General features: G+C 45.9%; 6 protein-coding genes and 1 pseudogene. 1 reads left to right on the top strand and 6 read right to left on the bottom strand.

Annotated features, from left to right (window positions below; genetic code table 11):
- Nucleotides 1-78: 78 nt before the first annotated feature.
- The 6 genes and pseudogenes from AL479_RS21000 to AL479_RS21020 form a co-directional block, all read right to left on the bottom strand.
- Nucleotides 79-4,206 (bottom strand): ATP-binding protein, encoded by a 4,128-nt coding sequence (locus tag AL479_RS21000; RefSeq protein WP_061077500.1) that lies wholly within the window; start codon nucleotides 4,204-4,206, stop codon nucleotides 79-81.
- 90 nt (nucleotides 4,207-4,296) lie between these two features.
- A pseudogene (locus AL479_RS23900) lies at nucleotides 4,297-4,428 on the bottom strand (transposase); the annotation flags it as partial.
- Nucleotides 4,425-5,545 (bottom strand): IS3 family transposase gene (locus AL479_RS21005; RefSeq protein ID WP_105291793.1). Its coding sequence is split into 2 segments (ribosomal slippage): nucleotides 4,425-5,287 and nucleotides 5,287-5,545, totalling 1,122 coding nucleotides; the frame shifts between segments, so codons are not numbered across the junction. The gene AL479_RS21005 and the pseudogene AL479_RS23900, both read right to left, overlap by 4 nt.
- Nucleotides 5,546-5,669: 124 nt before the next feature.
- The gene (avs4, locus tag AL479_RS21010) at nucleotides 5,670-10,388 is read right to left on the bottom strand and encodes an AVAST type 4 anti-phage nuclease Avs4 (RefSeq protein ID WP_225851854.1); all 4,719 of its coding nucleotides are present in this window, start codon (nucleotides 10,386-10,388) and stop codon (nucleotides 5,670-5,672) included.
- Nucleotides 10,389-10,587: 199 nt separating this feature from the next.
- Nucleotides 10,588-13,296: a DEAD/DEAH box helicase gene (locus tag AL479_RS21015; RefSeq protein WP_225851856.1), complete on the bottom strand. Its 2,709-nt coding sequence runs from the start codon at nucleotides 13,294-13,296 to the stop codon at nucleotides 10,588-10,590.
- Entirely contained in the window at nucleotides 13,286-20,791 is a 7,506-nt protein-coding gene (locus AL479_RS21020; RefSeq protein ID WP_061077504.1) for a sacsin N-terminal ATP-binding-like domain-containing protein, read from the bottom strand. Before AL479_RS21020 ends, AL479_RS21015 begins: the two co-directional genes overlap by 11 nt.
- Nucleotides 20,792-21,317: 526 nt before the next feature.
- Here AL479_RS21020 and AL479_RS21025 point away from each other — a divergent pair.
- Nucleotides 21,318-22,646 carry a glycoside hydrolase family 10 protein gene (locus AL479_RS21025; protein WP_061077505.1) on the top strand — a complete coding sequence of 443 codons (1,329 nt, stop codon included), beginning with the start codon at nucleotides 21,318-21,320 and terminating at the stop codon, nucleotides 22,644-22,646.
- Nucleotides 22,647-22,650 lie beyond the last annotated feature (4 nt).

Raw genomic sequence — 22,650 nt, forward strand, 5'->3', positions numbered from 1 at the left:
CTTAAATTGGTAGTGCGAAATGGCTCTTCTGGCATTCGATGCCAAGGCAGCCAGTTGATTACTTAATAAGTATCGTTGTCAGCAGTTAAACGGCAGTTCTTCTTCTCGTAAAACAACCGGTGCCTTGTCTGCCCGGTACTGGATCCAAGTTTTCAGGTCTATTTGCGTGCTATTACGACCAGCTAAATCAAAATATCCTCTGTTAGCAAAACGGCGATGTATAAGCTCTTCACCTGTTATGGACAGATAGGCGTTCAATGCCGAACGATGGATGAAAAGTCCGCGTTGTTTTACACCTTTTTGATGGAAGGCGATAAGTTTGCCAGAATGATCAACCCAACCGCTTTGACAATCCCATAAAAGTTCGAGTTTTTGAATGATTCCCAGGCATGGCGCAATGAGGTTATCTTGGCGCTCGGGCATGGTATATGAGTAGTCGTATTCCCATTCGTTTCCGCGCAGTAAACTGACTTCTGTAAAATTAAACGCTTCACTATCTTCATCACTATTAAGAAGTTGTTTGTATATCGGGCTGTCAGGATATTCAGCAAGATAACCGCGATAACAACTACTTCCCTGATTATATTGGAAAATATCGCGTGCTCTTTTCTGTTTAAAGGTCTGGATGCTTTCATTTATGAGTGCGCTTGAGTAGGAAGCACGCACTCCCAAGTACGGGGAATCCCAGCTATTTTCATTCGGCGCTTTATCGTCATCCCAACAGCTATGTGAAAGCGCTACCCACTGCTCTCCTTCCTCGTCAGTTCGAATAAGACAAGCTTCATAAGGTGGAAAATCATCGGTCCGAACCCAACCTTTGATATCTGAATTGTGGTCAGGGAATGCATAATTTGTTTCCTCCATCAGTACTGGATAGACCCCTTCTGCGGTGATATCGCGTACATCGGTCAGGTCAACTTTACGGACGTCGACTGACCATAGATGATCACTTGTAGGTTCGTAGTCGGAATATGGGTCTTCCAGTGCGGGAACATTACTGGCCAGAATGCCCAGTAGTCGATGTAAGGCGATCCAGTAATATTTTTTACCGAGTCGGTCAGCATACCCTTTTCTACCCCTTCCCGAGCCATACTTACTCCCGATATGGCGATCATAATTGAGCGCGCAGTGGTTATAACCGGGATATCCTAAATTAAGTGCTTCTCGCATTAACCAACAGGCAATGTTTTCATGGCTGATATTGGCGCTCTCCAAGTCAAAGCCGGAAATCTTCGATTCCACCTGATAACGCCAGAAATCCGGGGCCATGGATTCTCCCCAGAGCACCATGTTTGATGGTAAATGTTCCAGATCTAGGAGGGGTTTGACATCCGCCAGTACAGGCCATCGTGATGGTAATGATACGTTTGTCTGGTAATGCTGTAATTGGCTTGTTACTGCTGTGGGAAATTCTCCTGTTTTCAACAAGTTTACTAATAGCTGAACCGTATCCCGGAGCAGAATATTCTTGCTATCTGACGCAATGCTTAATAGACCAGGGAGCGCTGGCATAAACGCATTTCTGCGTTGGTGTGACAATAAGCATGCACTGTAGATAGCAAGGCTAATACGCTCTAATACGTAATCATCATCACAATATGCAAATTCACTGATTACTGTTTGGCAGTTCTCAGGGTAGTTTGCCAGGATTCTGCTTAGCCCTTTTGAGGATAAATCTCTGATTCGGCGGTCAGCACACGAAGTGAGCCAGGCAAGTGTTAGACTGGCCAGCCTCCGGCTTTCAGCAGGCCAATGGGTTATGTCAGCAAATAGTGCTGCATGGATGAGTGAATAGACAGCATTCTTGTTATCAAATGATCCCAGCGCAGCTAATGACAAGTAGGTGTCACGTTCAGCTAAGGATGACTGCCGTAAAAATGGCCCCAGCCAGTTAGTTGCGTTTAGACGATGGTCAGGAACCAGACTAAGTGAAAACAGCGCTTCATAAACCGACTCCCATAATCCAGGTGTATGCAGTGCTGCATGGATGTGTTCATCAATTTCTTCCACTACACTTTGTCGGGAGCGCCAAACCAATGACTGGATGAACAGCTTATGGGCTTGTTCGGATGGTAATCCTACTTCTTCAGCAGTAATTTCAAGAGCAGTTTTCTCTGGCAGCACGGCGGCAAGAGCTTCCAGCAATCCAGCATCTTCTTCTGTTAACGCTGCAATTTTCTCCGCTAGTTTTGCTGTATCCGAATCAAGAGCTTCCACAAGGCTGATAGCACGGAGTATGTCACCGTAGCGTTGATAACCCAGACGGATTAGGAAGGTATCCTCATCTACAACAGAAAGGATAATGAGGCCTTCATGTGCCAATGCATTTAAAAAGGATTCAGGTGTGGTCTCAGTTCCCACTATTTTGCTCAGTGCTTCGCAACAGGTTTCCCAGGTTCGGTTCTGCGGCAACTCATGTGTCAGGGTATTCGCGAGTGCCATCATTGCAGCCCTTACCAGATTGCGAGGGTTTGCGTAGTGGAGGCGTTCTCGAATTAAAACATCGCAATGTTTGAGATGTCCTTGAAACAGAGAGGTAAAACCCGGCAAAGAAATATCCAGACTGTCACGGCCTTCGCCCTTTAGCGTTTTACAGGCCAAGTGTAAAAATAAAGGATTACTGAGTTCGGGTGAAAAAAGTGGTGTAATCTCTGCATCCAGCCCATAGTAGGCTGCGAAAGCTTGTACCGCTTCGAATTGATGTCCTGAAAAACCGATGTGTTCGAAAGCAAACCCTGGAAAGCGTGAATCGACCACAAGATTGCGATAGGTATCTCGGGTTGAAACACAGATTTTGATGTCTGGATAAGACTTGCATTGAGCGAGCAATTCGGGAAGCTTGTCCTTCCAGCGCACTTCTCGCGGGCTTTCGTTCAAGGCATCGATATAAATGACAAAAGGTAAGCCAGTATGTTCGGCGCAGGCCTGTATGCATTCAAATAATGTCGAACGATCGATGGCGGCACCCAGCCCTATTTTACTGCGTAGCACTTCCCAAGGTTCTGCTTTGCCAAAGTCGTCTCCAAAGACGACCAGGGAAAAACCACCATGTTCCAGTCGACGCAATGCTGCGCTGACAATCGCGTGGGTTTTGCCGATACCCGCTGGCCCAACCAGCAGTAAGGAATGTGCTGTTGCGGCACCAATGACCTGAGAAGTCAGCAAATTTTGCAGTTGCTGCGCCTGCTCTTCCCATTTTCTCGCCGCATCCATATCTCCGGCAGGAAATGCACACATATACTCTGCGTGGAACTGTCGGAACGATTCTGTATCACTATGCTTGCCATGCTTTTCATAAAATTTATCTTCTTGAGCATGGCGGGCATCAGCGAAAAGTGTCAATAGAGATGACAGAGCGACGCAAAGATCTGTAACCGATGTGGCCGTGACATTGTTATCTCTCATGCTCTCACAGTAGGCAATTATTTCTTCAATCAATGCCGTGGCGGATGTAGCACGGGTTTCGCCGAGTATATCCAGCGATTTGCGTCCGTATCCATTCAGTGAATGGAACTCTCGAACGATTGGTGTTAATGATGTTTCGTACCACTCGCAAAAGTCACCAGTCCCACCAAAGAAATCCAGGCCGACATGAGCATTCGTCACCACATCCAGCATTGAAGTATATCTTGGCCCGGCAAAAGCAATGGCGTCATCCAGACATTGTCGAATTTGAGCAGATGTCAGCAGCGTGTCATCAAACCAATACCTACGCATCCCTCCATTAGGGTCTATCTCAAGTAATTGATTGCAGATAACAGCTGCGGTACAAAGGACAATAGAAAGTGACTTCCCTTGCGCTGACGCGTCCGATTCGACTTTACTTTTCCATTCTTCAAAGCGTTCCGCCTGGCTTTTTCCTCGCTTTCCCGCAGCAACACGCCCGGTCAGGTCAAACGGTATATAAATCCAGTATTCGGTTAGTGTGGGATGGTTGCTTAGCGCGGCTTTAAGGGAACTATCAATCTGTGTAAGCTCTGCGGAAGCAAGCTGGAAAAAGTATTTTGCCTGAACACCGAATACGGCACCGTCCGGTGAGCGGAAATATGCCTCAACTCCACCGTCTCCACCATCTCCACGCAGACTAATAAATGTTGAATTTGTCGGTACTCGACAGGTTTTCCTAAATAACTGTACGGCGAGTGCTTCAAAGCTATCGTTACGGCTTTTGGGGGCGCTGCGAATTAAACTGAAATCAATATTCATCACCAGTCCTTGTTCCTGTCAATAATGCGGCAAAAGCAGCCACATATTATACCCATTAAAAATGTATTGGTATTGAAGCGAGGTAAGATGTTCGCTGTTATCAGGCTTGATAGCCCGTAGCCACTTGTAGAGGCTGTGCGCAGAAACGCCCAGACGGTCGGATACTTCAGCAACAGAGTAACCGCGCTCTGACCTGCCCCCAGGATTAGATACAATCTTCAGTTAGTAATGTCGGTTGGTTTTTCTTCATATTTCCTGTTTCGCCAGTCTGTTGCGAATTCAGCTGGTGTCTGGTAATCCAGCGATGAATGGGGGCGGCACTCGTTATAGTCCTGCCGCCAGTCATTAATCGTTTTCCGGGCATGAAGAATATCGCTGAACCAGTGTTCATTCAGACACTCATCGCGAAAGCGTCCGTTAAAACTCTCAATAAATCCGTTCTGCGTTGGCTTACCTGGCTGGATAAGCCGTAGTTCCACACCATGCTCAAAGGCCCATTGATCGAGTGCGCGGTAGGTAAATTCTGGGCCCTGATCGGTTCTTATTGTCGCCGGATAGCCCCTAAACAGCGCGATGCTGTCCAGAATACGCGTGACCTGAACGCCTGAAATACCGAAAGCAGCGGTGATCGTCAGACACTCCTTAGTGAAATCATCCACACAGGTCAGGCACTTGATCCTCCGACCGTTGGCCAGTGCGTCCATAACGAAATCCATCGACCATGTCAGGTTCGGCGCATCCGGGCGCAGAAGCGGAAACCGTTCGGTTGCCAGCCCTTTACGGCGTAGTCTGCGTTTTACGCTCAGTCCATTAAGGTGGTAAATACGGTATACCCGCTTGTGATTGACGTGGAGGCCCTCCCGACGCAGCAACTGCCAGATGCGGCGGTAGCCGAAACGCCTGCGCTCCAGTGCCAGCTCAGTGATGCGCCCTGATAAATGCGCATCAATTGCCAGACGCTGAGCCTCATAGCGGCAGGTCGACAGAGACAAACCTGTAAGCCTGCAGGCACGACGTTGCGACAGACCGGTCGCATTACACATAAACTCAACGGCTTCCCGCTTCTGGCCTGTCGTCAGTACTTTCGCCCCAGAGCCACCTGAAGTGCCTCCTTATCCAGCATGGCTTCGGCAAGTAGCTTCTTAAGGCGGGCGTTCTCCTCTTCAAGAGATTTAAGCCGCTTCACCTCAGGAACTTCCATGCCACCAAACTTCTTGCGCCAGGTGTAGAAAGTGGCATCGGAAATGGCGTGCTTACGGCAGAGCTCACGGGCAGAAACTTCGGCTTCCGCTTCGCGAAGAATACTGATGATCTGTTCGTCGGAAAAACGCTTCTTCATGGGAATGTCCTCCTGTTGCTTATGAAGACATTACTAGCATCGGGGTGTGTTAATCAACGGGGAGCAGGTCAGTGTATAGTGCATCCAGTCCCTGGATGCAGATAAACAGCGACAAGCATTTTCGCTAGGCTATATCTTCTCTAAGGAGGTAACCTGTAATGGAATATTGTTCGACTAGAAAATCCAGAACCACCATTGACTGTGCTTTTAGGCTTGGTGTTCGTCTAACTTTGTCATGATTTTTGAATAGATATCTTCTCATATATTTTTCCAGCAAAAATAGTGTATTCCCTGATTTATCTTGTGACAAATCGATATCAAAGGTCTTTATTGCATGACTGACCCAATAAATCCCATCATCTAAAAATTCGCTTCCTATGCCACAAAGGAGTTTACAGATGCTATATATAAAAGAAGATTCACCACCTATCCTAGCGCTTAAATCACTAAAAAACGACCTATTCTCCGGTGAAAATGTATGCCATGTCTTTGCTTCATCCTTCCAAGGGACTCTTGCAAATAAAAAGGATTCGATGATGCGCTCTTTATCATGCTTCCAACTTTGATTGCTGATTGAATCAATGATATGGTCTTTAAATCTACGCCAAACATACCAAAATGAGTCTGGCATATTCAATGAGTCTTCAGCACTAACAAATTCATTTAACAAATCTGCCATACCTTCACTCAAGGTAAAATTAGCGGTAAAACACTTAAGATATTTGTCCTTCTCACTATTCTCTAGATGAAGGATAAAACGGGCATAGTGCTTTAAAAATTGATGTCTGAAAGTATAATCAATCCGGTCTTTTCTGTCTCGTGAAAGCAATTGTTGTGAAATTATCCCAATGATTTCCTCAGCAAATGGTACTGGTTTCTTGTGTTCGCCATCCACTAGTGCAAGCTGAAAAGCAGTTATCAAAATATCATTATCTATGCTTTCAATATTGTCTATTACGGATTCCGCGATGGTTTCATCTTCAATACTCCTCACTACACTCTCTAATTCTTTAGATAACTCACGCTCAAAGTCATTCTCGTTAATTTCATATTTGTGCTGCTTATATGCTTCTTGCCTTAAACGCTCCTGAATATCTCTATATTTTTGAGATACTACTAAATAACCAATGTACAGCGATTTCATGAACTGAGGTTCTTTATTCCACAGGCGCTGAACTGCTTGAATGGCTACTGAACTTATCCTGTCCATTCCCATCATGGATATTGAATCATGCCTCATTAGTGCTTTGATTAATAGCAGCTTGATGGTTAGTCGTTCGTCCGGAAAATCTTCTATTAATCTTGGGAGCACAAATAACGCAGGCACAAGACCGTCGCCGACCTGGTGCATGTAATCATCATTGTTAACGATGTTTGCATATTCAAATATGACTTCCCTACAAAATTCTAGTTCGGTTTTTGCTAATTTTTCCTTAAAGTCCCGCAATAACACAGCACACACATACGATGGCGTGGCTCGACAAAACAGTAATTCCCCCTCCCCCATGTTACCTTCTGAAAGTTGATTCCATATTTCTTTTGCCTCGCCCAAAGCAGTCAGTGGATCATTTTCATAGGATTCATATTTTTTGTAATTATCTCTATTATAGAGTCTGCTATCAGCCCAAATATTTAAACCGGAATATGTAAACGGTTTGTTCACTTCTCTCAGAGACGTTTCACTATATTCCTTAAGCTCTGAATCAATCTCTGGGTTGAAATCTATTGCTAAGCCATTTTCTACTTCCTTCACTTCAGGTGACATTTTCCTTTTGTCCATACGGGCCAAATATAAACGCCATGTTTTATCTTGATGACTTTCTTGTTCTTTATCTGGTAAATCTGTGTAGTGAACATCAAGAATCTTCCAAATTTCCTGAAGCCTTTTCTCTGATTCTTCCTCGCTTACTTCCTCTGTTCTAAAAAACTGGTAGTGAAGCGCAATACTTTCTAATGATAGTTTCCGATGTTTTTGGTCACAGGCGCTCATCCTTTCATTTTCGTGATGTTCATTCATCCGATTGATACTAAAATTTTTTAACGAAGTAAGCTGAGTTTTATGAGTTTGATCCAGCATCATTCGAGATGTGTCAAAGAAGAAAAACTCTTTTGTCCTGAATAGAATTTTAGCTACATTAAATGTTTTCTCATGAAACGCACATACAATGCTTGCGACAACTGCCACGAGTGCAGAAGACTCAGATCTAGTTAGGATATAGTTTAGATAATATTCAAGTGTTTGAGCTTTAGTATTTTTTCCTCTCTCAAGAAAGAAACGTTCTAATGACATTAATATTGATTCTAATAAATCAGGGTTTACCTGTGTACCTCGGTACATGCACCAAAGACGATTTGAAATTGGGAGATAAATTTTCTTCCCATCATCCAGTAACAGTTTCACTGTTTCAATCTGGCCCTTATCAAGACTCGATTCAGCATATTTTTTTGACGCATAATTTATTAGTTCAGTAATAAAATTTAATGTTAATTCTAAATTAGTTTGCAGTAGAGCGTATATGGGGGTTTGATAAGCACTGGCTGGGAAATAGTTTTGATGTCCATTCTCCATACCAAATTCATGATCTATCTCTAATCTCGAACTATAAAAATAATCATCACTTTCTGGTGATTTATACATCCACAGACATTTTGCAAGAGCGATCACTTTTTCCGGAATTTCCATAGCAACATTAGAGCATTCCATTCTTGTTAAAATAAATTCACTCATTAAATGATATGGATCGTTATGTTTCCTCCAATCATTTATGATTATTTCATCAATGATCGCTTCAAGTTCACTTTTAATTTCACCTACCCCATAAAGAATGGTGAGGATTAAACTCTTGGAAAAATCATCATCGCTAATATAGACATCATCTTCGATTGTCGATTTATAAAAAGATAATGCAATTATGCTGGAATATTTGGTTGAATCGCCGGACTTGTTGTGACAGTTCCAGTCGTAGAGAACAGGTAACACAAAATTAAGATTATTAGTTCCTATTTTTTCTAGATTGTCATTAATGAACTTGATAAGCGATTTCCATCCGTTTCCTTTCGGTTTGGTTATTACATATTCCATTGATAAAATATCTGGTGCTCTCACGCCAAGCCTATCAAAAAAGCTATTGTCTATCTCCTTGCATCCTACTCTTATCAACAAGCATATCCGTTTGAGAAGCCGGAAATTGTCTTCTAATAATGAATCTTTATTAACGTTAAAAAAGTAATCAGAATAGTCGGATAGAAGCATGGAAACGAGGACTTCATCTTTCCACAAATTAGATATTTTGCGAGATGACAAAGTTTCTACAATAAGATGGCTAACTTCTTTATTGGCTGCGCTAAGTTTCTCTGATAGCCACCGCCTGAAAACTCTTCTTATAGGCAAAGATTGTTTTATTCTATCAAAAAATATTTCTGCATTTTCTGAGGATAAAAAGTTGCTCTCGACGAATTTATCGAGGGCCCATTCTTCATAAATATCATGAGTAATAAAATACCCACGAGTGGACTCATAGCTAATTATTCCATCGGAAACTAACGATTTTTCTACTGTTTCATTTGAGTAGCTGGCGTCTGGAATGACGAAAAACCTTCCTGAATTAGCCCTTTCTTCGGCAAGATATATAAAAAATTGTTCTCGTTGTGGTGACCGTTTTGCAATAACTCTTGGCCATAACGACTCTTTGAATTCAAAGTGGCTTGCACCTTTGTTTTCTCGATAATGTCTCAAATACTCTCTGAGATAAAATGGAGTCAATATGAGCACTTTGAGATTTTTATCATCAGGAATGACAAAATCATGTTTTTTAGCAAGCTCGAATAATGTATCTTCATTCAGGTTTTCTAGGTGTACCGACTTAAAACTAATTTTGTACACTTCATATAGCTGAAAAATCAAATCATCCAGATAGGTGTTTCTCGTGGTGAACCACACTCTCCATCCGGATTTAATTAAACTGGATAGATACTCTTTAATAGGATTGGTGTTTTCTAGAGCAATTAAGTGTTCCGCAGAATCAATGACAACTGTTTTATTATCAACTCCTTCATGTGCTTCAATAAAATCCCTTAAAAAAACACCCGACAAAAACTCATTCAAGTTGCTGACAGAAAATTCCGTCGCCTTATGGACATAAAAGACATCCCCCAGACCTTTATTGCCATAAAGCTCTTTTATTAGAGATGTTTTTCCTGTGCCACCTTCTCCACTTATAATTAACGCGCTAGTATCTGATTTTTCAATTTCAGATATAATATTAGAGCGATTGATTGAAACATCCTCATCGCCAAAGCTTATAACAGTTTCAATATCGTCCAGAATTGCACGGGTATGAGACTCAAACGACTCCAAAAGTCTAAATAAATTATCAGAACGAGTGAAGAAGTACGAAGTGATCCGGCTACAATCATCGACAACAAACGGCGATTCGAAAAAGCTACAGCATCTCCATTCAATTTCTAAGTTGTTTGCTTTTGCCTTCGTTTCTACTTCTATTTTTCCTTGTGGTTCCTTTCCCTTGTTTTGCCCCCACTCTGAATTTGTATAAAAAATAACTTTATTTAAATCAGGGTAATCACGTTTCGCTTTTGTAATCGTTTCTAGTAAGTCATTTTTGTGAGTGGATAATGCGGCTTCATAAAATTTAGCTTGCCAACCAACATTAACTCCATTTGAGGAAACTGGATTGGTTTCTATTGCCGATTGGTTTTTATATCGAAAAATTCCAGTTTTCACTCGAAATTCATTGCAAAAAAGGAGATAACACATCCATTCAAAAGCGTCTTGTGGATTTGTTGAAAATTTTGCTTTAAATATATCCCAATCTGTCTTAATCAATTTTACTTTATCCTCTTTAAGTAATAACTGATATTGAAACGATATCATTTGCAATGACTATTGGAGGCTTTTGTAAAATAGTAAAGTCTCGCTTTGGTTCAAAATCAGCCCTTCTCCGCCTAACGCACCATAGTAAACTGAGTACATAGTTAATCATTAACAAAAGTAGGTCAACTAATGTCGAAAGAAAGTTGCGGGTCTAGCCTGAGTGAGCAGAGTTTGTCTCATTGTCTTCATATGGCAAAAAAGTCGCTATCAACGAGTAAGTGATATGCTCATATGGCAGGCTCATTATGGGTAACCTTTTCTCAAGTTCCTTTTCCGTCTCGGAAAGGCACGACGTGTGGTCAAACAGATATTCTGTATCCCAGAAAACATCTCTCACATTTCTGGGGATTTTTTCGTAAAGTCTGGAAAGTTCAAGCATAAGTTCTTCATTGATAAGCAGTTTGAATTCTGGGCCTGCACTCAAACCAACAATAGTAAATGACTGATTGCCGTTATCACCGGTGATTTGATCTCGCAGCAAATATACGAATAGCGGAGCCTTTATACCTTTTGCAATAGCCGCTGTGGCATCAAATTGCTCTGCCTGGTTTATGGCTTTATCGAAAATGGGATGGCCGACTCCAAGGATTTCAATTTTTTTATCCTTCACTGAACGGTCAAATGAGAGAGAATCGTACCGGCGCCTGATGCCAAACTGATTACTCCAGATTTTTGGCGTTTTAAAGCTCATTAGCCCCTCGTCACTCATCTCAAGGCGATGTCCGTTCAGCTTAAGTATGTTGTCAAAGAAGCCCTGCATATTGATAAGATCCAGTTTGGGCACCTCGTCGAGATTCTGATATTCAAACCTTTCTGCATGACCAATCAGATTTTTAACCACACTCACGGCAGACTGTCCGCCAAATGTTCCCGTTCTGGAGTCGAACCATTTTTTTAAGCTCTCAGGGTCCTCAGCAAATCCCTCTGAGAAAAGCGCATTGAAAAAGCCTTTATCCGTCATACCAAGAATGAGCTGTAACAGATCTTCCGGTTCTTCCATGGCAGCGCCTAAAGAGCGCATAACGTTTTCAATTTTTGTATTTAACAAATCCCAGATCCTTGACTCTACGGTGTCCGGGTTGCGTAAAGCGATGACTTCTACTTGCTGACGTTGGCCATAGCGATTAAGTCGTCCGACACGTTGGTGCAGGCGCATGGGATTCCATGGAAGGTCAACATGAATCATGGAATAGCAATTATCCTGCAGGTCGATCCCTTCCCCACCGGCTTCGGTACAAATAATAAATCTGATGCTTCCCTCTTTAAATTTCCCCGCAGCATCATAGCGGTTCATCGTCCAACTGAAGCGCTCTCCAGATTCATTAAAAATACCCTCCAGATGCCCTTCTCCATTGATAAAACCGACTGAACCAAAGCCGTAGCGTTGATGTAAAGTATTGGCGATAAGTGCCTGTGTAGCCTTATATTCCGTGAAGAAGACAACCGTTCGGTTCTTGAATTCATTTTCAAGCACATCAATTAGCGTTTGGATCTTTGTTTCCTGTTGAACCTCTGAGGCCAGGAGCTGCAGCTCTTCAAGCATTGGCAGCTCATTCTCCATGAGTGCCACCTGTACCGACACACTGGCGTACTCTTCTTCCAGTTCGACGTAATGGTCATCCAGTTCGGGAGCTTCGAGCTCTTCAGCAAGAAGCAATAACGCCTGCCCAATGTCCTGTAACCGAAGCTTACTGTCTCCTAGTCGACGAATACGGCCACTGATTGCCGCGTAAATTGCGGCAACCGAGCTGGCAGCAAGTTTTTGCATCGCGATCAGCACAAGTTGAACGGCACGCTGATCGACTTTCGTCAGAGAGGATGCGTAAGCCTGGCCGGTTAGAATAAAGTTGGTTAATTTGTCATAAAAAGCTTGTTCGACGGCAGAGAACATATACGTTCTGGAACCGACCTGGACGGGTTTAAACAGCTTATTCCCTTCCATATCAGTGGCTTGTTGCTTGTTATTTCTGATGACGACTTGTTTAACGCTCTGAAGCTGAGCGTCAGCCGCTTTATTAGGTTCAAACAGATCGGGTCGCAGCAGGTGCAGCAATGCGAAAAAGCCGTAGTCTTTCCCGCGATGGGGCGTAGCGGTGAAAAACAGCCGTGATTCAAATTTATTATGCTCTATTAAGTTCTGGATAAAACGATAGCCCAGTGTTGCACCCGTATCTTCCTGATTGTTGAGATGATGGGCTTCATCCACGATCAACAGATCCCAGTTTTCGGCATTAAGCATTCGATCATGTCGGCCATGGCTGTCTTTGCGCAATGTGGGCAATGAAGCCACGACCAGATCGTGTGTATTCCAGTAATCAGAACGTTCCGTATCGATATCCGGAGAATATAGCGTCAGCCTGATATCAAACATCAGACGGAGTCGTTCCTGCCATTGCGATACCAGCGAAGCCGGTGTTAACACCAGCAAACGCCGCACTCGCTTTTTTGCAATCAGCGGCCATAAGATTAAACCGGCTTCAATGGTCTTTCCCAGGCCAACATCATCTGCAATTAATTTCTGAACCGGCCATTTCCGCAGAACGTTGTGGCATACCCATAGCTGATGCGGCAGCAGGTTGATACGTGACGTCGAAAAGACTCCCCAGCTATCATTGATCGAGCGAATCGCCAGTGCCTGACAGCGGGCAATGACTTCACGGAGGTTATCAAACTGGCCCTCGGCGATTGCATCAATGGAACTTTTAACGAGTTCAAGCTCGTTAACCGGGCGTTCCTGAAAACCGCTTTCAAACCGGACCAGCGCAGTTCCATTTCGGACCAGTTGCACCTCGCCAATCCCAAAGCGAGGATGTCTGACCTGGCTGCCTACACTTAAGATAATTTCGTCATCACTCATCATTTTTCTCGTTCCAGCTGCCAATTTTCAGAATATCCGCCAGGCACTCTCGATTTTCGCTTCTGGCCAGGACGCGTAACGGAATATCAAAAGCACCGTTAAACGTGGCCTTTTCTTCACCCATGTGTTGACAGAGAAAAGCGTGAATTGCCTTTGAATATTCCGCAGAGGCTGAATCCAGCTGTAATCCCCCTTCCGGTAACCGATTACTTAGCAAATCTCGGACCCCAGCAGAGGCCATATAGCAATGGGGGGCGAGTGAGTGATCTTCATAAACATTATGGCGGCATAGTTCACGTAAGATAAAATTCACTCCGATGCCAAGCGTTGATTTCAACTCGGGTGGCGCAAAATTGCTACCGGACAACATTGCAGTCTCTCCTGGCCGGATAAGGTCGTTAATATTCGGCAACCCCGATTTTGCTGACCAAAAGAGATCAATATAATCCGTCATGTTACTGGAGAAACGATACAGCGGCAGTATCTGCAGCCATACCCGGTACGCCTCACCGGTGATGGACTTAGCCAGGTAACGATCCATAACCTCAAACCAATCATCTGCATTATCCGTACGAACGAAAACATCCCACCATTTTTGCTGACTAAAGTATTTCAGCGCATCACGATGTTGATACTCCCGAGTACGTCCCAGAGTCTGGCAGGAGCCTAAAAACAGCAGTTGGAGCCATGCTTTGTTGAAACGTTCAGGGTTGTCATCCTCTTTAATAGCTAACCAGTCAAACTGTCCATCTGGATAAAGCTGGCTTTCATACACTGTGCGTTCTGGAGCCTCTTTCTCCCACCAATTATAAATTCGCTCCAGTGCCTCAGTTAAGCCCAGTGATGACCGACCTTCTTTAATGAGCTGCTCATTTATTCGTTTGTTACGTTCATTGTCCGTCACCATACGAACGTTACGGAAGATATCTATATCTTTTTTCTTCCAGCCCCATTTTTGCAAATGCTGGACATCGATAGTAAACAGCCAATGAGGAGCGAGTGTCGCTTTGAAGCCATCGGCGAGCGCCTCACCGTGCAACCCGCTAACAAGATACCGGCACAGTGCTTTTTGTTTGCGGGAGTCAGATTCAACCTCCGATAACTTCGCCCACTGAGCCAGTATTTTTGCATCGTATGGCCGGGTAGCACGCCGGCATCTCTCGATAAATCGAATATCATTGTCACTATACTGAGACGACAAAATGAAAGATTGTGGAGCAAAATCGATGACTAAATTTTCATCCTCAGAGAGAGGGTGTACCTGTCGCAACAGTGTTTCTTTAACCGGTCGGCGGGCACGGTTTTCCATCAATAAGGTCACTTTCGCCAATCGATCTTTGAATCGTTCAACCTGTTCCTGAGTCGCCTTCTCTTTGTTTAGCAGGTTATCAAAGGTTTCATCAAAAATTGGCTGAAGCTGTGCGGCTTTAGACGGTGATAGGTAGCTGTCATCCAGCTCTTCGTCCAGTAATGTCTCCAGTTCCAGTGCAGGAACTAGCAGGCCTAAATCGATAAGGGAACGCCCTACCGTATAGCTTACCAATTGCTCATTCTTGAAGTAGCGCTGTAAGGCTGAAAGCCCTGAAACCTGTGAAGAAATATTACTCAGTAATTCGCTTGCCCGGTGGGTTACTGTCGTCATCGAGATAAGAGGAGCTGATGCATCGCTCATATCGGTGGGCAGCGCTTTATGTGAGTGATAGAACGACAAGATCCCTCCAGCCTCAGCGCTGAACATTTGCAGAATCAAATCAGCATAAGAATCAACATCGTTGTCACTCCCAGCCTGGCTTTTTACGCCGGGAATGCTCTCCTGCAGCACCTGCCACAGGTTTCCCCAAAACGTGACGAAGTCAGTCTCATCATCCAGTTCCCACTCGGATTTAATCGCCCGCCAGTTTTGCTGGCTGCGCTGGAATAGTTGTGCTAGGAAAACCGCAAGCTTACCGCCAAGAAGAGTGAAGAGTTGCCGGTTATGAGCCGAAGTGATCGCCAACTGATTTCGGCCAATATCCACATCGAAATTCGCATTGATCGCAAAGCCGAGTTTGATCTCTCCCAGAAGCGGTGCGAGATTCCAGAGACGCGGTATGCTGTAATTATTTCCTAATGGAATGGGGCCCTTCGCTCCCCGGCGGAATACAAAGCTCCCCGCCTCTGTTTTCAGGGCCGCAATAGTCATATCACTCTTACGTTTTGAGGATGAAACCCGCACTGACCCAAAACTCAAGCCTTCAATGAGTTCGCTGGATTTTGGCTTCCAGTGATACGACTCGCCGTTGAGTTGAATAGTATGAATCTGTCTGGCAAAGACCGGCAGTAGTGCGACGTGTCGGTTGAAAGCCTGGAGCACGATATCAGGAGTAAACTTTTCCTGCAGTGGTAATGACACCAACGTCGGTTTGTACACTCCCTCAAGGCGCTCCTCCCGTACCAACCTGAACAAGGCATCATGATCCTCGCTGACTTTGGGTAAAATCCCGCCCTCAATCTGAACAGCCAGACGCCCTGAAACGATATGCGGCTTGTCGGTAACAAGCAGGCAGCTTTTAAAGCCCAGACCAAATTTACCGGTGGTTTTCTCATCTTTATTCGACCGATTCCGGGCAATCATTTTCTCCAGATCGGTTTTAAATTTGAACTCTGTACCATCAATCGAGCTGCCCGCAGCCCGGAACTGGTTAACTTCTCGTCCCCAGTTAAAAAATTGCAGTTCACCGTGACCAGATCGCACTCTGAACACACTGCGGTCATTGATTTCATCCGTTCCAACACCCAATGTTGCCAGTTCGATGACCGCATCATCCGCATTCTGGAATAATTCGAAGGGGATACTCTGCGGATGGTACTGTGCCTGGGTGATTTTATGGCGCACAGCCTCCAGAATTGCTATCTGCAGGTCGTTTCGACGCTCAATTTCTGCGCTAATTTTCTCAAGTGCCCGAGCACGTTCAACTTCATTGAAGCGCCCTTTTTCCGGATCGCGTGCCCGGTAATATCCCGCTATCAGCGTTGCCAGTGGCGCATCATGCAGACGAAGCTCTTCTAACTGATACACGATACTGTCGAGCATGGTTATTTTGGCTGTCAAAATATCCAACTGCTCGGCACCTGTGAATTTACCCCATATATGGTCTAGTGGGAGTCGCTGACCGTAGACTTTTTCTAACAGCAACTCGGCACTTTGCTTGAGAATTTCAAGCAGACGCTCCTCCCCCATCTCCATTACCGGCAGCTTGCGTAGCATGAGTCCTATTTTTGTCGAACTTGCGAAACGGTGTCTTTCCCAGATGAACAACGTCCGGGCGTCGGATTCCAGTTCAATTTCGATCGGGGTGTTCATGATCGAGTGAACCGTCGCCCTGTCACCTTCAAACTGGGTCAGAGAAAACGTCATAGAGGAGACTGCCTGCCGAAGCGATTTCCCCGGAAAGAGCACAGGATTATCCGGAGTAGAAGTCAGTACCTTCCAGTTTTCCCCCATTTTGCCAATAAGATCATCGGGAGTATGTTGCCCAAGATAGGGGATACTCACGCTTTCGACACCCGGAGTGCCGGACATCAACAGCATATTGGCCGCGACCGCTAACCCATTAGTGACCTGACTGTGCCATTGAGAGAAATAGGATTCCAGAATACTAGCCGTGCCCAAAAAGGCCGTATTATCAGCCAGACCGATGGACGATTCGAACGCTGAAGACTCTTGTACACTCTCCGGTAGCGCTGATTTGATGATTTGCCAGTCCTGCTCATGGACCAACGTTTTCCCTGCTGCACCGATAACGCCGTAACAGAGCTGTGTTGCGTTCACGTAGCTGTTCGCCTGGGTGCGCAATGTTAATGTTGGCAACAGATTACGCGACGCAGAGGTGGCGCATATGGCGGTGAGCAGGGCTCTCCGAAGTTGCGCAACCTCCTCTGCCGGGATGCCCAGAGAGACCAGATGCTCATGCGCCTGCACCAGTTGGTCGGCATCAACCTGGTTTCCTGTTAGGGCTCCCGCGCTAGCTGGCGGAATAACGCCTTCGCTGGAAAAGTTAAAACACTCAATGAGTAGTTTCCAGCCTCTGAGAGAGCTAAAGACGTCAGCATAATTCGCCGCTTGTTTCAGCACTTCCGTTGTCGGTTGGCACTGGCCAATCTGATAACCCGGCGTAATTGCCGCTATTTTCAGTGCAGCGGCAGCGATCTCATCCGCGCTGTTTAGCAAAAGTGGCTTAATCAGGGCAAGATCATGTGTACTGGCGGAGTCTATCTGTCCAGCGAAGAAAATCTGATTGCTCTCTTTGCTCAGCAAATAACACGAGCGCCAGTTTTCAGGTTGCTCGGCAATGACATAAGCAGGTGCTATTGGGCGGCCATTGGCCAGTAGCCAGGGCTTTGTTTTGAGTTCGACCAGCCCTGGCAATCTACCGGACTGGTTTAGTTGTTCAATAATAAAGCGATTGTATTGTGATGGCATCTGCTGGCCGAGAGCGAGGGCAATCGCCTTGTCCGCGTCAATCCCCTGCAAAAAGTTGTCCTGCTGTTTCTGAACCTCTCGCGACAAGGCGCGTTCAATCCAGATGACCGATTGTGCAAGCTTTTCCGGAAGCGGATAGTCACTGTAAAGCGCACACTGGTCTGTAATGGCTACAAATTCACCGCTGACCGTTTTGTGAAGAGGAAGTTTTCGCCAGATGGAGTCATCTTCAATGTAACGCAGAATCTCCTCCGCATATTCCTGCGTATGCACCAGCGAAGAAAAATCTACGGCCAGGATATCCTCGCCAAGTGCCTCCAGTACATTGTGGGCATCCATCTCTTTAAGATTGATACGCTCTCTTTCCTGGTAGCTAAACCTAAGGGCGCGAGAAAGAGCAGAAGGAATGATATGCCAGTCCTCATTACTGGCCAGCGTAGCTTTATGCAGCAAGGACCAGACTGGATTTTCCTGGACAACGGACCAGAGCTCACAGGACGGATCGATATCCAGCTTGTTGGCATGAAGTAAATACCGCACGGCAAGCTGTTCTTCGGTGCTTAACGCTTGGTCAATCTGGAGCTTCGAGGCTAATTCAGCGCGCCGTTCTGCAACTGCAAGCGTCGGTCTGCTTTCCAGTAAATGCAGCACTGCCCGCGTGTCGCACACGGTGACTTTGCCGCTAAACAGCTTGTCGTTTACGTCTTTATTGATGAAGACAACCTGACTATCCGCTAAGGCATTTTCGAGAGGCTCGCCAAGCTGATAGTTTCCGACCTCACCGCGTCGGAATAAGCGGCGCTGCTGGAAAAGTTTCTGGAGCGTCCGTCGGGACTCCAGAAACGCCCTGGATTGCCCCGGACGATAAACCCTGAATAGCTTTATCGTATCGCGTTTTTTAAGTATTTCATCTCTGTCGAATGGTGTCAGCGCAGAGAGAAATTCAAGCGAAGCTTTCTCTTTCCGCTCATCCTGAATGGTGCTTTGGGCAATCGCGACCAGGCATTTTTCTGCATCATCAACATTCAGCGTACCTGTGCCACGTTCGCGATCGGGAACAACACAGGCTGGAACAATCACCCGACCGATCCCGATGACCGGTAGCGTATCCCATAAACGTTGTTCGTCCCTTTCAATCAAAAATACCCAGCGAAACGTCTCGGGAATAAAGCAGAGAAACTGCCAGACAGCGGCTTTGTTCCCGGATAGCGCCGGTAATTTTGTTTCCGCCATGACGTATTTCGCCAGGCGTATCAAGGCATTAAGGCAACGCTCGTTATTCTTCAGAAACGACTCAGGAAGGCTCCCGAGGAAGGTATTCAGATAACCCAGTTGGGTCTGAGACTCAAATACGTGTGGGGGAACGGACTTCAAAAGTGCGGCAATCTCTTCACCCGTCCAGCATATATTCTGCGATGCCAGAATATTGGGTTTATTCTGTTCAAATAATGCATAGCCTTCAGCAAGTATTTTCAGTTCGGGTAACGTATCCCAGACGCGGTCATAATCATCAGATACCGGGGTTGGAAGCGGTCGCGTGGGTTGATGCCCTGCAATGAGCAACCAGCGGCTTCGCTCGCCTGGCTGCATCCGGAAAATCCACTGAGATTTCGCAGTGGCGTAATTCTGATAACGGCTTCCTTCACTACTGTTAAAATAGCGTTGTAATCCTGCGCTCAGCCCCATTGTCTGCTCAGCTGTCAGCGAAAGCCGGGCAGCACCCAGGCTAACAGAGGCTAATATCTGTGCCAGCGTGCCCTCATTTGCCAGCAAGCGGTTCCATTCATGTGTAACATTCTCCTCAGAGCTGGGTTCAAGGGGAGTATCCTCACCGATACTCTGTCGACCGTGAATACCAACGCGTCCTGCATCAATAAAGAAGTAGCCATGAAGAATGAGTTCAAAGCTGGTATTCCCGGCGATGTGCGTTACAAACACTTGCTTCGACTGAGAAACATCCTGATCGCCCAGTGGCAGGAATACCGCCCAACGAACGGTAAGCGTCGCTTGTTCATCCTCCAACTTTCTGGCAACCAATAGCGCCGCTGCGTGAGGTTTTGTTTTGTCCTCAATTTTTTGCTCTGCGCCTGAGGAGTCGCGCCCGTAGCTAATTGGCCAGAATGGATGGGCTTTTAGATGCGAAAAAGGCGCAGACTCCAGCATCGTCTCAACGCCAACGTAACTAAGAGGAGATAAGTTGCTACCCTGCCCGGATTGCAGGGAGACTTTCCCCTGCCAGTGTTGTTCCTGTCCGGTATTCGGAAAAGTGCATCTGCCAGAGCCATCCTGTAACTGCACAGTAAAAAGCGGCGTTGTACTGCCTGATGTCACCGAGTATCCGGAGACAGATTTGAGCGTTTTTAACATGGGCAATAGATGCCCCAGCTGTACAGGAAGGCGGGGATCGGTAATAAATGAAGGTGTGCTACGTTTAAAATCGGGGCTATTGATGATGTAATTGTATTTTTCACCCCGCGCAGCGGCAATGGACTCCGAACGTAACGGGATCCAGACAATAAACGTATAGGCTTTAGACGATAAACCAGGATCAATGGAATCTATTGTGCTTTGCAGCAGACGCTTATCGTTGTCGCTGAAATGCTCCCAGTCAGGCCGTTCATCGCTCCACGGGTTAATTACATCGGCTTTAGCGTACTGTCCTTGATATTCCTGCCAGTCGCTACCGACATAAAAATAGACCTCCCCCAGATGAAAAAGGCTTTTCATTCCCAGCCCAAACTTACCGACTGCATGCTGATTACCAGCTTTGCTCCCCAAGCCTATTGATCGAATTCCCTTCGCATCGGCATCACTCAGCTTTGCATCATTGACAAAGAAAATGGCAGGATCACGTAATAAAGGGTGCTCCGCATCTTTAAGCCCCTCATGCCAGCCGAGTAGCAGTGATGCAGCTCTGGCATCATCCGCATTCTGAACGATCTCTTTTAGTACGGGAAAACCGCTTTTGTAACGATCTCGTAAGTTATCGGCAATGAGCTGTATATCGCTCAGAGGGTCGCGAATGAAACCTGACATGAGTTATTCCTTTAAGGCGTGGTTTTGTACGATACGCTAATACCACAAAGATAAGGATATTCTCAGTCAACTTCTAGTCGGGAAGACCATCGGTTTTATCAGTTAAAGTAGTACCTGGCTGAACTGTTCAACACTTATCCAAATTGACCACATTAAAGTTAGTTCATGAAGTTAAAAACTGTCACAGCCATGAAAAAAGAATTAAAGGCATTTAAAAGCAGATAGTTAATTGATTTCACCCCCATGAACCATGTTTACCATCAACATAAGTTAAATACAATATCACCAACCGCACTGTACCAATGCCTGAGCCATTCCCTGCTGTTTTGGCCTTCAGGACCGCTCTGGTTTTCATTCATACTCAGTAAGATGCGTTCTGGTGATTCGTAAACATTTTTAGCAGTTGAACAAATCATTCCTCTCCGATAGCCTGTTTATTGTCCGTCTCACCCCTTCTCCGGCTTGACTTAACGTCGATTAGGAACAAAATAATTTCTCTTTTGTGTTAACCGGATGACTGGCCTATATGGATATCTGTTCTCGTGCCGTTTTCTCTCTGTCTCGCGTTAAAAAAATCAGTACGCTGGTTGTCGCAACAATCTTTCTGGCAAGTTGTTCATCAAAACCGCCTGTTTCGCTGGTGACGCCGCCAAAATCGACGCCGACATCGCCGTATAAAACGCAAAAACTGAACCAGCCTGTTCGCGGCGTGTGGCTGGCGACGGTTTCCCGGCTTGACTGGCCGCCAGTGGCGTCCGTGAATGTCAGTAGCGCCACCACGCGGATCGCCATGCAAAAGAAGGCCTTAACAGACAAACTCGATAATTTACAGTCACTGGGTATTAATACCGTCTTCTTCCAGGTCAAACCGGATGGCACTGCCCTTTGGCCGTCATCTATTTTACCGTGGTCGGATATGCTCACCGGGAAGATTGGTGAAAATCCGGGCTACGATCCGCTCCAGTTCATGCTCGATGAAGCGCATAAACGTGGCATGCGCGTTCACGCCTGGTTCAACCCTTATCGCGTCTCCACCAATGTGAAACCGTCAACGGTGAACGAACTGAACCGTACCGTGTCGCTTCAGCCAGCCAGCGTGTTTGTCCTCCATCGCGACTGGATCCGTACCGCCGGTGACCGCTATGTTCTCGACCCTGGGATCCCGGAGGCCCGTGACTGGATAACCAGTATCGTGGCTGAAGTGGTGAAACGGTATCCGGTAGATGGCGTCCAGTTTGACGACTATTTCTATGCTGAATCCCCCGGTTCTGCGCTGAACGACAACCAGACCTTCCGGCGCTACGGCCAGGGATTTAGCTCAAAAGCAGACTGGCGTCGACATAACACCCAACGACTCATTGAACAGGTTTCCCGGACGATCAGACAGATCAATCCGGACGTGGAGTTCGGCGTCAGTCCGGCCGGTGTCTGGCGTAACCGTTCGCACGATCCTGCCGGATCGGATACCCGTGGCGCTGCGGCTTATGATGAATCGTATGCTGACACGCGGCTTTGGGTTCAACAAGGCCTGCTGGACTATATCGCCCCGCAAATTTACTGGCCCTTCTCCCGCGATGCGGCACGTTATGATGTGTTGGCAAAATGGTGGGCGGACGTCGTGAAACCGACAAAAACACGGCTCTATATTGGTGTTGCGTTGTATAAGGTCGGTGAGCCCTCTCGCAATGAACCGGACTGGACGGTCAACGGCGGCGTTCCGGAACTGAAGAAACAGCTCGATTTAAATGAATCAATGCCGCAAATCAGCGGCACGATTTTGTTCAGAGAGAACAATCTCAACCAACCGCAGGCCCAGCAGGCCGTCAGTTACCTGAGAAACCGCTGGTCTAAGTGACACT

Origin of the sequence: Citrobacter amalonaticus (assembly GCF_001559075.2) — a bacterium.
GTDB classification, from domain to species: Bacteria; Pseudomonadota; Gammaproteobacteria; order Enterobacterales; family Enterobacteriaceae; genus Citrobacter_A; species Citrobacter_A amalonaticus_F.

Bases quoted from the DNA above. Each gene is read 5' to 3' on its own strand.
- AL479_RS21000 (WP_061077500.1), bottom strand. From the start codon at position 4,206: ATGAATATTGATTTCAGTTTAATTCGCAGCGCCCCCAAAAGCCGTAAC.
- AL479_RS21015 (WP_225851856.1), bottom strand. From the start codon at position 13,296: ATGATGAGTGATGACGAAATTATCTTAAGTGTAGGCAGCCAGGTCAGA.
- AL479_RS21020 (WP_061077504.1), bottom strand. From the start codon at position 20,791: ATGTCAGGTTTCATTCGCGACCCTCTGAGCGATATACAGCTCATTGCC.
- AL479_RS21025 (WP_061077505.1), top strand. From the start codon at position 21,318: ATGGATATCTGTTCTCGTGCCGTTTTCTCTCTGTCTCGCGTTAAAAAA.